The 14,842-nt window shown below is 57.6% G+C and carries 15 protein-coding genes and 1 tRNA gene; 5 read left to right on the top strand and 11 right to left on the bottom strand.

What is annotated here, in order from left to right; all coding sequences use genetic code 11:
- The first annotated feature begins 1 nt into the window (after position 1).
- Complete coding sequence (locus QZ268_RS06130; RefSeq protein ID WP_295449632.1) at positions 2-1,435, top strand: sulfotransferase family 2 domain-containing protein; 1,434 nt, start codon at positions 2-4, stop codon at positions 1,433-1,435.
- Positions 1,436-1,908: 473 nt separating this feature from the next.
- Here the strand turns inward: QZ268_RS06130 and QZ268_RS06135 are convergent, their stop codons facing one another.
- The 9 genes from QZ268_RS06135 to QZ268_RS06175 form a co-directional block, all read right to left on the bottom strand.
- The gene (locus QZ268_RS06135; RefSeq protein WP_295449635.1) at positions 1,909-2,373 is read right to left on the bottom strand and encodes a PTS sugar transporter subunit IIA; all 465 of its coding nucleotides are present in this window, start codon (positions 2,371-2,373) and stop codon (positions 1,909-1,911) included.
- 45 nt (positions 2,374-2,418) lie between these two features.
- Positions 2,419-2,988: a ribosome-associated translation inhibitor RaiA gene (gene raiA, locus QZ268_RS06140; RefSeq protein ID WP_295449639.1), complete on the bottom strand. Its 570-nt coding sequence runs from the start codon at positions 2,986-2,988 to the stop codon at positions 2,419-2,421.
- Between the two features lie 321 nt (positions 2,989-3,309).
- A complete protein-coding gene (gene lptB / locus QZ268_RS06145; protein ID WP_295449642.1) occupies positions 3,310-4,071 on the bottom strand; it encodes an LPS export ABC transporter ATP-binding protein in 762 nt (253 codons plus the stop codon).
- Positions 4,071-4,583, bottom strand: coding sequence for an LptA/OstA family protein (locus tag QZ268_RS06150; protein ID WP_295449645.1), 513 nt, complete (start codon positions 4,581-4,583; stop codon positions 4,071-4,073). Before QZ268_RS06150 ends, lptB begins: the two co-directional genes overlap by 1 nt.
- Positions 4,584-4,586: 3 nt before the next feature.
- Entirely contained in the window at positions 4,587-5,183 is a 597-nt protein-coding gene (gene lptC / locus QZ268_RS06155; protein ID WP_295449648.1) for an LPS export ABC transporter periplasmic protein LptC, read from the bottom strand.
- 17 nt (positions 5,184-5,200) lie between these two features.
- Entirely contained in the window at positions 5,201-6,169 is a 969-nt protein-coding gene (locus tag QZ268_RS06160; RefSeq protein ID WP_295449651.1) for a KpsF/GutQ family sugar-phosphate isomerase, read from the bottom strand.
- On the bottom strand, positions 6,166-6,780 hold the full coding sequence (locus QZ268_RS06165; RefSeq protein WP_295449654.1) for a ribonuclease D: 615 nt from the start codon (positions 6,778-6,780) through the stop codon (positions 6,166-6,168). Before QZ268_RS06165 ends, QZ268_RS06160 begins: the two co-directional genes overlap by 4 nt.
- A gap of 398 nt (positions 6,781-7,178) precedes the next feature.
- Positions 7,179-7,265 (bottom strand) — tRNA-Leu (locus tag QZ268_RS06170).
- 121 nt (positions 7,266-7,386) lie between these two features.
- Positions 7,387-7,818: a globin gene (locus QZ268_RS06175; protein ID WP_295449659.1), complete on the bottom strand. Its 432-nt coding sequence runs from the start codon at positions 7,816-7,818 to the stop codon at positions 7,387-7,389.
- 244 nt (positions 7,819-8,062) lie between these two features.
- On the opposite strand from QZ268_RS06175, the gene QZ268_RS06180 reads away from it, so the two are divergent.
- Complete coding sequence (locus QZ268_RS06180; RefSeq protein ID WP_295449662.1) at positions 8,063-9,052, top strand: complex I NDUFA9 subunit family protein; 990 nt, start codon at positions 8,063-8,065, stop codon at positions 9,050-9,052.
- A 190-nt stretch (positions 9,053-9,242) separates the two neighbouring features.
- On the opposite strand, the gene QZ268_RS06185 is transcribed toward QZ268_RS06180, so the two are convergent.
- Both QZ268_RS06185 and QZ268_RS06190 read right to left on the bottom strand, forming a co-directional pair.
- Positions 9,243-10,166, bottom strand: coding sequence for a hypothetical protein (locus QZ268_RS06185; protein WP_295449665.1), 924 nt, complete (start codon positions 10,164-10,166; stop codon positions 9,243-9,245).
- An 826-nt stretch (positions 10,167-10,992) separates the two neighbouring features.
- A complete protein-coding gene (locus tag QZ268_RS06190; protein WP_295449668.1) occupies positions 10,993-11,799 on the bottom strand; it encodes an undecaprenyl-diphosphate phosphatase in 807 nt (268 codons plus the stop codon).
- A gap of 252 nt (positions 11,800-12,051) precedes the next feature.
- Here QZ268_RS06190 and QZ268_RS06195 point away from each other — a divergent pair, with 252 nt between their 5' ends.
- From QZ268_RS06195 to QZ268_RS06205, 3 genes are read left to right on the top strand one after another with little or no spacing between them, the layout of a single operon-like run.
- Entirely contained in the window at positions 12,052-13,497 is a 1,446-nt protein-coding gene (locus QZ268_RS06195; RefSeq protein ID WP_295449673.1) for an NAD(P)-dependent oxidoreductase, read from the top strand.
- Positions 13,498-13,530: 33 nt separating this feature from the next.
- On the top strand, positions 13,531-13,971 hold the full coding sequence (locus tag QZ268_RS06200; protein WP_295449677.1) for a GFA family protein: 441 nt from the start codon (positions 13,531-13,533) through the stop codon (positions 13,969-13,971).
- Between the two features lie 26 nt (positions 13,972-13,997).
- On the top strand, positions 13,998-14,834 hold the full coding sequence (locus QZ268_RS06205; RefSeq protein ID WP_295449680.1) for a hypothetical protein: 837 nt from the start codon (positions 13,998-14,000) through the stop codon (positions 14,832-14,834).
- Positions 14,835-14,842 lie beyond the last annotated feature (8 nt).

Raw genomic sequence — 14,842 nt, forward strand, 5'->3', positions numbered from 1 at the left:
TATGACAGCTTCTTTTGACTATTTCATTGTCTTTGCCGAAATGCGGACAGGGTCCAATTTTCTGGAAGCCAATCTCAACGCCTTTGATGGGGTAACCTGCCATGGCGAGGCGTTTAACCCACATTTCATTGGCTATCCCAACAAGGACAATATTCTGGGGATCACTCAGGACATGCGCGAAGACAACCCCGGTTGTCTGATCTCTCAGATTAAGTCCGAAGCGGGGGTATTGGGGGGGTTTCGCTACTTTCACGACCATGACCCACGGGTTTTGGATTTGGCGCTGGAGGATCCGCGCTGCGCCAAGGTAATCCTGACCCGAAATCCGTTGGACAGCTATGTCTCCTGGAAGATTGCCAAGGCCACGGGTCAGTGGAAACTGACCAATGTGAAACGTCGCAAAGAGGCCTTGGCGCAGTTTGATGGTGTTGAATTTGCCCAACATGTAGAGGCGTTGCAGGATTTTCAGATCACCCTGCTGAACCGGCTGCAGAAATCCGGACAGACGGGCTTTTACCTGGCCTATGAGGATCTTCAAAACCTTGAGGTGATGAACGGCCTGGCGCGCTGGCTGGGCGTAGACTCCCAGCTTGAGGCTTTGGATGATAGTCTGAAACGGCAAAATCCGGCGCCGGTTGTGTCAAAGGTGGAGAACCCAGGCGTGATGGCAGAGGCGCTGGCGGAGATGGACCGTTTCAACCTGAGCCGCACCCCCAATTTTGAACCCCGCAGGGGGCCGTCGGTGCCGGGTTATGTGGCTGGGGTGGTGACACCGCTGCTGTATCTGCCCATCAGGGGCGGACCAGAGACGGAAGTGACCGCCTGGATGGCCGGACTCGACAATGTGACGCCCGAGGGTTTGATCCAAAAAATGAACCAGAAACAGCTGCGCCAGTGGAAGCGGGGAAACCCGGGGTTTCGCAGCTTTACCGTCTTGCGGCATCCGGCAGCGCGGGTGCATTCCGTGTTCTGTCGCAGGATTTTGCAAAAAGGCGGCAGCAGCTATGGCAGCATTCGCGAGACACTGAGACGGCAGTTTAAGCTGCCGCTGCCCAAGGATGGCCCGGATGACAGCTATAGCAAGGCAGATCACTATGCGGCTTTCTCTCAGTTTCTGACCTTTTTGCAGGCCAATCTGGCTGGACAAACCTCGGTGCGGGTGGATGCGGAATGGGCCAGCCAATCGCTGGCCCATTCCGGACTGGCAGAGCTCGGCGCGCCAGATCTGGTGTTGCGCGAGGAAGAGTTGGCCGAGGCCCTGCCTGCTCTGGCGCAGAAACTGGGCCGTACAACACCGGGTCGGCCGACGCCTGCGCCTGAGGATTACCCCTATCGCCTAGGGGATATCTGGGATGCGGCGCTGGAGAAACAGGTGTCTTCTCTGTATCAACGTGACTACGTGATGTTTGGTTTTGCTCCGTGGCGCGCGCCCTAGGGTCTGCTCCAAATCAAAGACGAATGTCTCTCTGTTCAAACATGCAGGATCTGTCCTTTTGGGTGACGCAGCCTCTGGGTGAGAAAACTCTACAGGAGTGGCGCTGGCAAAGGGGGGCTCCCGCGCCCGTTGGTGTTTTGTAGGGCAAAACACCAAAACGGCCTTGGGCGTGGCGCCGCCTGGGGCGGCGCTGTACCGTGTACCAGCGGAGGATAGGTGACATGATTGGTGGTGGTCTGACAGGGCATCCAGAGAGGGGTGCGCAGATCGCCCCAGGTCCCATGCGCTGGCTGCCTGACCAGGCGGTGGCCCTAGGCGACGCGTGCAACCTCCATCGGAGGTGGCACGCCGGGCCCAACGGGAAGAGATCTTTGAAAAAGATCTCCTGACGGGCGGGAGCGTTTGGGGCGGGTCAAGTCGCTGACGCTCAATATCCGAGAGGCTATGGAAAAAACCGCCGGACTGGCGTGACCTTAGGCGGCCTGTACCGATTGTGCCTCAGTCAGGATGGTAAACAGCGTTGCCGGGTCGGGATTGGCGCGCAGTTTGGTGCAAAAGCTTTGCTCCCGCAGGGTGCGTGACACCAGGGCCAGGGCCTTCAGATGCTCTACCCCAGCGTCTTCGGGGGCAAAGAGAGAAAAGGCAATATCCACCGGTTGGCGATCAACCGAATCAAAATCCAGGGGTTTTTCCAGAATCAAAAACACTCCGCGCACCATATCAAGGCCGTTGAGCCGAGCATGGGGCAAGGCGACGCCGTGACCAACCCCTGTGGGGCCAAGGCTCTCCCGGTCTAGGAGAGCCTCAACCGTTGACTGGGCGGACAGCCCATAGGCGGACTGCGCCACCTCGGCGACCTCCTGAAACAGGCGTTTCTTGCTGGATACGGCTCCAATAACCCGGACTGCGCCCGGCTTAAGGATGCTTGAAATCTGCATAGTCACCTGCTCCGTTCAGATGCCGTGGTTCGGCTTTGTTACAGCCTATGCCGTGGGGTCGATCCAACCAATGTTGCCATCTTCCCGGCGATATACCACGTTCACCCCGTTTTTGCTTTCATTGCGGAACACCAGCACCGGGGCGCCTGCAAGCTCCATCTGCATCACGGCTTCACCAACAGAGAGGGATTGAATCCTGGTCTCCATCTCGGCAACGATGATTGGCTGCAGCGTTTCAGGTTCGGCTACGGTTTCCGCGTTATCAGAGGCGAGGATATACGAGCTGCCGCCGAGAATTTCAACCGGTTCGCTGCGATCGCGATGGTGATCTTTCAATCGGCGCTTGTAGCGGCGCAGCTGTTTTTCCATCTTTTCGCAGCAGGCCTCAAAAGCTGAATAAATTTCAGTGGCATGCGCCTTAGCCTGCGCGGTCAGACCGGTTGAAAGGTGGATAGTGGCTTCGCAAACATATTCATGTGCAGACTTGGAAAAGACGACATTTGCGTCTGTTGGGCGTTCTGCATATTTCGAGACGACAGTCCCCAGCTCGGTCTGAACATGGGTCTGCAGGGCTTCGCCAATGTCGATCTGTTTACCGGTGATTTTGTAACGCATGTGATCTCCTTCACAAATTTCCACCCAAAACACCCTCCGGGCCGGGCCCGCAGGGGTGTCGTCAGTTCTGGGTCGGGGGATTAGGCTGGGCACAGGATTGCAACCCTCCGGGTCTTGTTGCCAAGGCCACGCGTCGGACTACCTCATACTGCACTTTTGCCATGTCTCAATTCGATGATAATCTGGGCAGAGAGTCAATGGAGTTGCGGCAAATTGATGGTCGCTAACCCCATTGCTTGGCAAAAAATGGCTGGCGAAAAAACTCTGGATTTGAGGCAAGTTTTTGCAGCCAGCTCTATGAAGCCAGCGACTGTCAAATAGTTAAGATATGCGAAAATTGTCGCCCAGATAGACGCGGCGCACGTTCTCATTCTCGACAACTTCGGCAGGGCTGCCGGACATCAGAACCTGACCGTCATGCAGGATATAGGCGCGGTCCACGATTTCCAGTGTCTCGCGCACATTGTGGTCGGTGATCAAAACGCCAATTCCGCGTTTTTTCAGATCCGCAACCAGATGGCGGATATCGCCAACCGAAATAGGGTCCACACCGGCAAAAGGTTCATCCAGCAACAGGTATTTTGGATCGGCCGCCAGGCAGCGGGCGATTTCAACCCGGCGACGTTCGCCGCCCGACAGCGCCAGAGCAGGCGCACGGCGCAGGTGCTCGATAGAAAAGTCCGACAGCAGCTCTTCCAGGCGTTCGCGGCGGCGGTGGCTGTGTTTTACCGCAATGTCCAGCACTGCCATGATGTTGTCTTCGACAGAAAGGCCGCGAAAGATCGACATCTCCTGCGGCAGATAGCCAATGCCCAGCCGGGCGCGTCGATACATCGGCAGTGAGGTGACATTTTGCCCGTCAATGGTGACGGTGCCGGCCTCTGGGAAAATCAGCCCGGCAATGGCGTAAAAGCTGGTGGTTTTACCAGACCCGTTTGGCCCCAGCAGCGCCACCACCTCACCGCGATCCAAGGAGATCGAGACGTCGCGGATGACGACTTTCTTGCTGTAGCTTTTGCGTATCTTTTCGATATGCAGACCCGAAGAGCCTTCGGTCAGTGTGAGATCAGGAGCTGGGGACATCAGTTGTTTTCGCTCGTACCTGAGCTTGGGTTCAGGATGGTTTTGACCCGCCCGGACATGCTGGCGGTCCCGGTGGTGAGATTGACCACCATCCGCTGTGACGCCAGAGTGCCCGCGCTTTGATTCAGCAGGACATTTCCGCTCATGACGATGGTGCCTGAGTCGATGGTGTATTCTGCCCGCTGGGCTTCGGCGGCATCCGGGCCGCTCACCAAGATGACGTTTCCGGTGGCTTCGAGCCGTTCGATGGCGCGCTTGCCATCGGCGTCGGTTTTGTAAATCACCAGTACCCGATCGCCCGCCAGCCGCATTACCCCCTGCACAATCAACACGCTGCCGGTGAATTCGGCCGAGCCATCAGCCTGGTTGACGGCCAGGTTATCGGAGGTGACCTCAACCGGTAATGAAGGGTCTGCCTTGACCGCACCAAAGGCCACATTCTGCGCGGTTGCGGGCAGGGTAAACCACAGCGTGGAGATCAGGACAATGAAGAGGGCACGCAAATGAGTCACAATTTATCTTTCCAATTTTTGAGGAGCGTACACCAGCTTGACGCTATTGGTGAAGAGCAGATGCACCGGGCCACCGACAGTTTCTGAACTGATCTCCATATGTCCGGCGGTTAAATCTCCCAAATCCCCGGTGGCGCGAATGGCACCGGGGCTTTCGGCGTGCACCTTGCTCAGCTGGGTTTTCAACACCTCTGTTTCAACCACCATACCGTCGGTTGTGGTGATTTCGACATTGCCGACAAAGCGCGCGAGATCCTGATCGGGGTGCACCGTGCCACGATCCGAGGTCAGGGTGATTTGCCCGCCAGCGACCATGCGGATTTCCGCCCTGAGCGCATTGGCAATCACTGGCTGATCCGCGCTGGCGCTGGCTATTTCAGCGGTCACCCAGATTTCATCCCCTTGGGCCGTTGAACCGGAAAAAAACGGAGCGGTGACCTGCTGGCCACGCAAGCGTTCTTCTATTTCCCGGTCGGCAAAGGGAATAACCGTCTCGGTGTCAGATCCGGGCGAGATGAGAAACAGGGTCGACAACAAGGCAAGGGCTGCCAGCGGCAGAAACACCTTGAGATAGCTTACCATGCGGGAATACTGATCCATGACCGGGGTGCCTGCTCCTATCCGAGACCAGCGCGCAGACAGTCATGGATGTGCAACAGCCCCTCGGCGCGGTGTCCCTTGGCTGGATCCACCACAAACAGGCAGGTGATTTTGCGCTGGTTCATGATGGCCACGGCCTCCGCCGCAAGGGCCTCCGGCGCAATGGTTGTTGGATCTTTGGTCATAACAGCGTCGGCCTGTTTTTGCAGCAGTCCGTCCATATGGCGCCGCAGGTCACCGTCGGTGATAATGCCCAGCAGATTGCCCTCCGCATCGGTCACGCCAGAAACGCCAAATCCCTTTTGGCTGATCTCGATCAGGGCGTCTGACATTGGCGTCGCAGCGGTCACAACTGGCAGCGCGTCACCGCCGTGCATCAGGTCGGAGACCTTGCTGAGCTGGGCGCCAAGTTTGCCGCCGGGGTGGAAGTCGCGAAAATTCTCGGGGCGAAAGTCGCGGTGTTTCATAATGGCAATGGCCAGGGCGTCGCCCATGGCCAGGGTCAATGTGGTCGAATTCGACGGCACAATTCCATAGCCACAGGCCTCGCCCATGGCGGGGATCTGCAGCTGCACATCGGCTTGGGTCATCAGGGTGCTGTCGGGTTTGCTGGAGAGGCCGATCAGCGGGATATCGAACCGGCGGGTAAAGGCCAGCAGGTTTGCCAGTTCCGGGGCTTCGCCGGAGTTGGAGATCGCGACCACCACATCGCCCTTGGACAACATGCCCAGATCGCCATGGCTGGCCTCGGCGGGATGAACAAAATAGGCAGGGGTGCCGGTGCTGGCCAGGGTGGCCGCAATCTTGCGTCCGATATGGCCGGATTTGCCAATGCCGCTGATGATGATACGCCCGGTTGCCGCCAGAAGCAGATTGGCGGCTTCGACAAAGCGCTCATCAAAGCTATCGGCCAGAGCCTCCAGGGCGCGGGCCTCGTCTGTGGCCACCTGACGGGCGGTGGCGAGGAGTCTTTCAGAAGCGGTCATGAGTGCGCAAAAATATCCGTTTCGGGCCAACCGGCCAGGTCAAGTTTGGCACGCATCGGCAAAAAGTCAAAACAAGCCTGGGCCATTTCCATGCGTCCTTCGCGTTCCAGCCTCTTGTTCAGGGCTTCGCGCAGGCGATGCAGGTACAACACATCCGAGGCCGCGTAGTCCAACTGCGCATCCGACAACACCTTTGCGCCCCAGTCACTCATCTGTTGTTGCTTGGAGATATCCACACCGATCAGCTCATGGGTCAGGTTCTTCAACCCATGGCGATCCGTATAGGTGCGCACCAGGCGGCTGGCGATCTTGGTGCAATAGACCGGCGCGGTAAGGGCGCCAAAGGCATGATACATGGCGGCAATGTCAAAGCGGCCAAAGTGGAACAGCTTGAGCGTGTCTGGGTCTTCCAGCATGGCGCATAGATTGGGCGCCTTGGTTTGCCCTTTGGCAACCTGCACAATATGGGCATTGCCATCGCCGTCTGACAATTGAATGACGCAGAGCCGATCTCGATGAGGGTTCAACCCCATGGTTTCGCAGTCAATCGCCACCACCGGGCCGAGTTGTAGATCATCGGGCAGGTCGTTTTGATACAGGTGATTGGCCAATGCAGAAATCCTTTGCCGGTAGCGGACCCGTGGCGGGTCTCATCCTGGTCGCAGTCTGGGTCGTCGTTTGGGTCAGTCTTTGACGCGATGCGCCAGTGAGCTCGAAATAAGGGCAATGTGGCGCAAACTCAACTCCCAGGCTGCCGTTACCCCTCTGTTGGAGTGGGTATTTTTGCGGTGCAATCGGCTCCTCCCCATTCAGGTCTACTATAAGGTCGGCGGAAACGGACATACCGCAGGGGCGAGCACGCCCGCAGCCTGACTCTAAGGGCCTGGCCTGAAGGGGAGGTTAAGCCGACACAGGCATGCCGTTCGGCGTGATGGGTTTGGGGGGGATTTACCTTGCGCGCCTCCCTGCTGGAGCAGGGGCGGAGGTTTTCCTGAAAGGGAGAAAAGCGTGGTGCCCAGGAGAGGACTCGAACCTCCACATCGTTGCCAATACTAGCACCTGAAGCTAGCGCGTCTACCAATTCCGCCACCTGGGCAGGTGTCGTGAGGGGCGTATAGGCTGCAGCGTCGGGGGCGTCAAACGGATTTTTGACATTTTTGCAAAAACTCTGTCACGGCCTGAATGTCCCACATCTGTGCAGTGGTCCGGTCAGGGGATCAGTACACTTCGCCTGCAGGTTCGGAGGCTGCAAAGAAGCTCATTCTTTTGGCGACAAATCTTAGAAATTGTGTCCAGGCTTCTTCGGTATCCTGGCTCCACTCGGACCCCAGAATTGCGGCAAGCGTGCTGGTGAAGCTGGAAATGAATTGGCCAAAATGCGCATCGGAAATTTCCATTTTGCGATGCATATTACCCAGCTTCATGAGAATACCATCCAGTCTCTCGGTGCTCTCCAGGGCTTCGGCCAGATGGGTCAGGGAAGCGAGTATCTTTGCCTCAAGTCGTGCAGTGCCGGTTGGGAAAATGGCGCGGGCCTCGGGGCAAACCTCAAAGAGGCGCTGATAAAAAGCAGGGATGAAAGTGTCGAGGTCCATTCGGTCACTTTCAAGGCTGCGAAGCACCAGGGTTTTGCAGGCGTTGGCTTCCATCGGAGTCGTCCTCGGCTATCGTAAATAGGTATTTTAATTATATGTTTAAGTCTGTTGCGCGGTATTTTGCTGAACTTATTGCTAGTTTGGAATGTGTGACAGAGGAAACTGGATCTCAGGGCATTTTTGTTAACGTCAAATGCAGTTTCTGGCCCCATTGTACCTGTGGCTTCGCGTTTTGCGCCTTGTTTGAAAAGCGCAGGAACGGTAGATCGGAGCCATAGCTATTTGCAGGAGCCAAGAGATGTCCAAACTGGTCACGATTTATGGCGGGTCTGGTTTTGTCGGCCGCTATATCGCGCGTCGCATGGCAAAAGAGGGCTGGCGGGTACGGGTTGCCGTACGCAGACCCAATGAAGCCATGCATGTCAAACCCTACGGCGTGCCGGGCCAGGTTGAGCCGGTTCTGTGTAACATCCGTGACGATGCCTCTGTGGCTGCGGCGATGCAGGGGGCGGATGCAGTGGTAAACTGCGTTGGTGTTCTCAATGCCCATGGCAAAAACAGCTTTGAAGCGGTGCAGGTTGACGGTGCTGCGCGGGTGGCGCGGATCGCCCATGACCAAGACATTGGTCAGCTGGTACATGTCTCGGCGCTGGGGGCGGATGCAGAAGGCGACAGCGACTATGCCCGCACCAAGGCGCAGGGCGAAGAGGCTGTCCGCAGCCACTTCCCCAATGCAGTGATCCTGCGCCCTTCGGTTATCTTTGGCACCGAAGATGAATTCTTCAATCGCTTTGCAGGCATGGCGAGCCTGTCGCCGATCCTGCCGATTGCCAAGGGCAAGACTCTGTTCCAGCCGGTCTATGTCGACGATGTGGCCCGTGCCGCAGTCAAGGGGATCCTGGGGGAGGCCGCGCCCGGCACCTATGAATTGGGCGGCCCAGAGGTAAAGAGCTTTGCCGCGCTGATGCGTCAGATGTGTGATGTGATCCTGCGGCGTCGTGTGATTGTCTCGCTGCCTGGTTTTGCGGTCTGGCCGCTGGCCTTTGGCTTTGACATGCTACAGGCGATTAGCCTGCAACTGATCGAAAACAAAGTTCTGAGCCGGGATCAGCTGAAAACCCTGGGCACTGACAACGTGGTTTCTGAGGGCGCCAAGGGCTTTGCCGATCTGGGGATCACGCCAGAACGGATGGGGCCGATCCTGCCCAGCTATCTGTGGAAGTTCCGTCCCTCGGGTCAGTATGATGAGATGACCGCCTCGGCGCGCAACCTAAAGGGCGATGCCTGATCTTGAGCGGCTGATACAAAAACCATCGGTAGCGGAATGACTAAAGGGCGCGGAGGAAACCTGACGCATTCCGCTCAGTGGGACAAAGATCGTAAGAACTGGCTCGAAAAAGTGGCCGTGATGAGAGCCGTCGCGGCCATTTCTTGTGGCGGGAGATGAGACTCTTCCAAGATGATGGGCTATTGCAGGGTCAGGTCCAGCCCGTCGTCCTCTCCTCTTCGGACGGTAAGTCGGGCTGAATACCCACGATCTCAGGAAACGGCGCGACTTCCGTCTCTTGGAATCTGTATTCCGAGTGGTCTGTTGGTGGGGCAGTTGCCTCGGTCGCAGGAGGTTTCCACGATCGGTCCAGCTTGGCGCCTACCTTTGTGTCGGCAAAAAGCCAGGGCCGATAGAGCATGCAGTAGAGATCAGGCACATCATCGCCCCCGCCCTTCCGGAGCTTGCGCGCATCCATACCGTGGCGCATTGTCGGCATGCGCTGCTGCGGCGAACGGCGGGCGCGCGGAGGTAACTCGACAAACTCGTCTGTCCCCAGGATACGGAGGGCGCGTGGTATCAGCTTTCCTGCCTTCGTGAAGTCGTCGATTTCTTCGCATGGTGGCGTATAGACCCTGGGCTCGGAGAAGTTGTAGTTGATCCGGAAGATGTTGATGATCGTGATTAGCATCACAGGATTGAAGATTGCTCCCTGAACATACGATCCTCCGATCCGTGCTCCCCCGCTGCCAGCTCTGTCCGCCAGGCTGAAGCGATCTCGGAGCGAGTTCATGAAGGTGCTCGCCGGTTGCAGGGGTGCTTTGTAGACCCACGGCGCCAGTTCCCCGCGGACATCGGTATCGAGTAGGCCGTCGAACGGGATGTTCTTCACCTCACGACGCAGATGTCGCGGCAGGATCGGGGACCCGACGACCTTGTCGAGTTCTCCGCTCGCTTGCGTCGGCGCAGACACCCATAGGCGAGAAACACGCCTTCCAACCAGGCGATACGATCGTAGATCCGGGAGAAACCGATCGTCTTGCCGGTGGCTGCTGTCCCGCGTCCGCTGATGTGCGCCGTTCAGCGAGAATTCCTCCGGAGCGGCAAGGAAGCGGACGCGGGACAGCAGCCACAACCTGGACCATTGTGATTGCGGAGGTGGGCAACCTCCTCATCGAGATGCGCCGGGGATTTGATGGAGAACGCGCTGTTGCAGACCTTTCTCTCGACGGTGTGCCCCTGGCAACGCACAGTTCGCTGGTCGGCCCATACATGAGGGGCCCGCTGATACTGGAACGCGCAACTGACCCGTCGTTGCTTCTTGCCCGCTACCGAGAGCTTGTAAGCGCTTGGACCGTGCTTGGCGACCACCTCTATCTGGTCTGCCGTGAGATCTAGGCGTTTTTCTTCCCAGGTCTTCCGTCGCTCTGCAGAATCCGTAAGGTCTGCCCAAAGTTGGAGCAGTCCGGGTTGGCGCAAGTGTTGAGGTGGTATTCGCCCGCGCCTGGATAGAGCTGGGAGAGCTTGAAGTTGCAAGTCGCCAAACTTGCCATTCGGAACCTCGTTTTTCGCGGTTCCGCCTTGAGTCACTTTTCTGACCAAAGAACAGGTTTCTCGCGGGATTAGGAGGCTCACGATGTGGAAATCTCCGCGTGTCCGCTGGAGAGGACAGTCAAGCTTGCTGGACAAGAATATTGGCCCTCTATTCTGAACCAGAAGGAAAAAGAGTCAGAAGGGCTCGTTTTTTTGGTGGCGGGTGGCTGCCAGATACCTGCGAGACTTTTTTCTCGCACTTCTTTCGGCTGATGCAGTTCGGGTTGCGTTAAAAGGTATGGTAAATCAATAGATTAATGCGTTTTAGCGACAGGCTTGGTTGTGTCAATGTCCCACTGGGCGGAATGCGTCAGAGAAATCCAGCGCCCTTTTACTTTTGCCATGTGCCCATGAATAGGGGTCAGCCCCTAGGCTCCGTAAGCATAGCCGAGCAGAACCAGGCCCAGAATCACCCGGTAGATGACATAGGGGGTAAAGCTGACCGAGCGCAGCAGCCGCATCATCAGGCTCAGTGCTGCCAGCGCCGAGAGCATCGCCAGAAGGGCAGCAATGCCCGCGTCGCGGATCAGCGCCATATTGGCCTCTAGCGCCACTTCTGTGCCCAGCAGCACGCCCGAGGCGATAATGGTGGGAATTGACATCAGCATGGCGATGCGGGCGCCATCTTCACGTTTGTAGCCCAGCTGACGCGCACCGGTGATGGTTATACCAGAGCGCGAGGTGCCGGGGATGAGCGCGATCATCTGCCAAAGCCCCATGATCAGCGCATCCCGTATTCCCCAGTCACTGGCGATCTTTTGCTCGGGGCCTTTTTGATCGGCGATATACAGCACGATGCCAAAGACCAGCATGGTCCAGCCAATCACCGCTGGTGAACGCAGCGCGTCGCTGAGACCGGAAAAATGCAGGAAAGCACCAAACAGTACCGTGGGGATGGTGGCAATGATCAATCCCAGGGCCAGCCGGGCACCTTCGGTATCGGCGCGCCCGTAAGCAAGGCGGGTCAATCCAACCAGCCCCATGCGCACATCGCGCCAGAAAAAGATCACCACCGCCGCCAGAGTGCCGAGGTGGACGGCGACATCTATCACCTGGCCCTGATCTGAATAGCCGGTCAATCCAGGCAGGAGAATCAGGTGGCCGGAGGAGGAAACCGGAAGAAATTCGGTAATCCCCTGGATCAGCGCGACAAGTACAAGCTGTAAAAATGGCATAAAATAAAGTCCTGGACTGAGGTTCCCTGGCTGAGTCGGGGCAGGGCCGGGGTAGCATGTCTCTGTATAAATCTTGTTGTTGGATAGGGAAGGGAGCTTTTAGGACCGAATCGGACTCAAAATTACTGTACATTCCGGCGAGAAGCAGTATCAGGGATAGAAGCTGGTCATTTTAGGTCAGCATTGTTGACCAATATACCGCAGCGCTCTTATTCGGGCCTGTCGCAGCCAGCTAAACTAGGGAGTTCGCCCATGGCCAAGCAACCGATGCTCAAATTCGTGAAGATTGATCGCGATATGCCGCAAAAGCGTGCCGCTGACACCCGTCGCGAAGACTTTGACGAGATCTATTCGGAGTACGCTGCGGCCAAGGCAGAAGAGCAGGCCAGTCGCTGCAGCCAGTGTGGTGTGCCCTATTGCCAGTCCCATTGCCCGTTGCACAACAATATTCCTGACTGGCTGCGTCTGACCGCTACTGGCCGCCTGGAAGAGGCGTATCAGACCTCCCAGGCCACCAATACCTTCCCCGAGATCTGCGGTCGCATCTGCCCGCAGGACCGGCTGTGCGAAGGCAACTGTGTGATTGAACAGTCCGGCCATGGCACCGTCACCATTGGCGCTGTTGAGAAATACATCACCGATACTGCCTGGGACAAAGGCTGGGTCAAAGCCAACGCTCCGGCACAAGAGCGCAGCGAAAGCGTTGGCATCATCGGTGCCGGCCCTGGTGGTCTGGCGGCAGCGGACATGCTGCGCAAGGCTGGCATCCAGGTGACTGTCTATGATCGCTACGACCGCGCGGGTGGCTTGCTCACCTATGGCATTCCCGGCTTCAAGCTGGAAAAAGACGTGGTGATGCGCCGCAACCAGCTGCTGGCAGATGGCGGCGTCACCTTTGTGATGAACTGCAACATCGGCACCGACATCACCTTTGACGAGATCCGCGCCAAACATAACGCCGTGATCATTGCCACAGGCGTGTACAAATCCCGCGATCTGGAAATGCCCGGCTCGGGGGCCACTGGCATCGTCAAAGCGATTGATTTCCTGACCGCAGCCAACCGGGCCTCGAACTTTGGCGATACTGTTGCAGAGTTTGAAAACGGCACCCTGAACGCAAAGGGCAAAAAGGTTGTGGTCATTGGCGGTGGTGACACCGCGATGGATTGCCTGCGGACCTCGATCCGTCAGGGCGCGACCTCGGTCAAATGTCTCTATCGTCGTGACCGCGCCAATATGCCCGGCTCGCAGCGTGAAACCCAGAACGCCGAAGAAGAAGGCGTGCAGTTTGAATGGCTGACCGCGCCCAAGGGCTTTACCGATGACAGTGGCAAGGTTGCCGGTGTCATGGTGCAAAAGATGCGCCTGGGCCAGCCCGATGCAACGGGCCGTCAGGCTCCTGAAGTGATCGAGGGCGCGGACTACGTCGAAGAGGCCGATCTGGTGATCAAGGCACTTGGCTTTGAACCCGAAGACCTGCCCACTCTTTGGGGTCAGCCTGACCTGCCGGTGACCCGCTGGGGCACCGTCAAGGCCGCGTTCCGCACCGGAGCCACCGATCTGGACGGCGTCTATGCCATTGGTGACATCGTGCGCGGTGCCTCGCTGGTGGTCTGGGCCATCAAGGACGGTCGTGACTGCGCTGATGCTCTGGTTGAGCGTTTCAACAGTGCTGCTGCACAGGTTGCGGCCGAGTAACCTGGATAAGCCACCGCAAGGGAGCCATGGGTCATGAGTGAATTGAAGGGCAATTGCATGTGCGGCGCCGTCACTGTCTCGATGACACCGGCGCAAAATACCTTGCGTGCCTGTCACTGCGACATGTGCCGCCGCTGGACCAGTTCGGCTCTGATGACCATCCCGGCGGCCTCTGGCTATGCTGCTTTGGGGCCGGTAAAGACCTTTGTCTCATCAGACTGGGCAGAGCGCGCCTTTTGTTCTGAGTGCGGCTCGATGCTTTGGTATCGGATGACGGTCCCCGGTGAGCTCCACGGCCAAACCAATATGGCGGCTGGCCTTTTTGACAATGCAGGCGGGACCACGCTCGACCTGGAATTTTTTATCGACAAGAAACCCGAAGGCTACGCCTTTGCTGGAAACCAACGGCAAATGACCGAAGCAGATGTAATGGAAGCCTTTCGGGCGGCAGCAGAACAAGAAGGGATTAGCTAGGTCACTGTGATCTTTGCTGACTGACTATGAAAATCGGGATCCGTAAATCACTCCGTCAGGCAATGTTCCGCCTGAAGTCACGCAGCCTCTGTGATGAGGCCGGGGCGGATATTCGCGCGCTTGCGGGCCGCGAAGACGGTGTAGAAAGCGGTGGAATTGTGGTTTTCACCAGCTATCACGCCAATGCGGCGAAGCGCGGCCTGCTGGAATTTGCAGCCAGTGCTTCAAACCAGGGCGCGCGCCATTGTATTTTTGTGACCGACCGTCGTCAGGGGTGGTTTCAGGGGCGCGATTTCTCATCGGCGGTTCTGCGGGCGATTTCTGAGTATGTCGCGCGCCACCGGCTGACACGGTTGATGACAGTCGGTGTGTCCATGGGCGGCTATGGTGCAATGTCCTACGCGGCCGAGATCGGAGCCGATTGTGCCCTGGCCTTTGCGCCGCAGTATTGCCCGCGCCCGGAGACCTTTCCCGCCGATCTCCGCTGGGCTGAGGCCCGTGCACGGATCCCCGAGTTTTCCCGCCCCTCACTGAATGAGACCTTGGGGTCTCAGATACAGTATACCCTGTTGCATGGCCGCTGGAATGCAGAGGATAGCCTGCACTGGCAGGCCTTTGCTCAGGGGGCCAAAATTGACCATTTCCTGGCCGATCGTAGCAGCCATGATGTCATCGATCCTCTACGAGAGGCGGGTGTGTTGTATCCGATTGTCGATGCAGCCTGGATGAATGATCGAACGAGAATGCGCAGTCTGATGCAGAAAATCAGCGCCCTACCACGAAGGCTGGGAGAGCGCGCTGAAGACCTTAACAACAATCGGGCAACACATGCCCAGCTTGCGACAAGCTATGCCACTAATTGATCGGAGAA

Origin of the sequence: uncultured Pseudophaeobacter sp. (assembly GCA_905479575.1) — a bacterium.
In the GTDB taxonomy this organism is placed as follows: Bacteria; Pseudomonadota; Alphaproteobacteria; order Rhodobacterales; family Rhodobacteraceae; genus Pseudophaeobacter.